This is a genomic window from Nguyenibacter vanlangensis, assembly GCF_013376155.1.
Lineage (GTDB): Bacteria > Pseudomonadota > Alphaproteobacteria > Acetobacterales > Acetobacteraceae > Gluconacetobacter > Gluconacetobacter vanlangensis.
In genome coordinates this window covers 1-790 of record NZ_JABXXP010001024.1, presented here as the reverse complement: position 1 = coordinate 790, position 790 = coordinate 1, and the positions used below count along the sequence as shown (strand labels likewise).

At 70.8% G+C, this 790-nt stretch carries 1 protein-coding gene and 1 pseudogene; both read left to right on the top strand.

Annotated elements, in window-relative coordinates:
* Positions 1 to 318: pseudogene (locus HUK84_RS20955) on the top strand (hypothetical protein); the annotation flags it as partial.
* On the top strand, positions 311 to 790 hold a 480-nt coding region (locus tag HUK84_RS20950), incomplete at its 3' end, for a CheR family methyltransferase (protein ID WP_281362881.1). The pseudogene HUK84_RS20955 and the gene HUK84_RS20950, both read left to right, overlap by 8 nt.

Below are 790 nucleotides of genomic sequence, written 5' to 3'. Positions count from 1 at the left end.
GATCCCCTTCTCTGCGCCCCCCTTCTCTGCGCTCCCCTGGCGCCGCACCGGACGGACCCCACCGCCCGCGTGGCCTTCCTGGTCGACGGGGTGCAGGACGTCCGCCCCGCCGCCGCGCCAGCCACCCCCATCCCCGACGACATGGCCGCCGAATGGCTGACGGGGGAAATCGAACTGCCGGGCGGACGGTCCGCCCTGCTGATGGACCCGGCCCGCCTGCTGCTGGAACGCGAACGGCAGCATCTCGCGCAACTGGCCACGGCCGATTCGGTGCGCGCCGCCCTGTGGGGTGACGATATCTGGGGTGACGATGTCTGAACGCGGGCGCACCCTGGAACGGCTCGCGGCCCGCATCGTCGCGCGCACCGGCCTGCATTACTATGCCGACAAGATGGACCTGCTGGACATCATCCTGGCCCGCCGCATGGAAGCCTGCCATTGCGCCCGCCCGATGGATTATCTCTCGCTGCTCTCCGACCCCCATGGCGGCGAAACCGAATGGCGGGCGCTGGAATCCGCCGTGACGATCGGCGAGACCTTCTTCTTCCGCTACGCCGAGCAGTTCCACGCGCTCGAAGCCACCATCCTGCCCGACCTGATCCGGCGCCTGCACGGCCTGCGCACCCTGCGGATCTGGAGCGTCGGCTGCGCCAACGGGGCCGAGCCCTACTCGCTGGCCATCCTGCTGCGCCGCCTTCTCGCCGCGCGGGGCGAGACGGGCTGGCGGATCGAAATCCTCGGCACCGACATCAGCCTCCACGCGCTGGACCGCGCGCGCCGGGCCGAATAC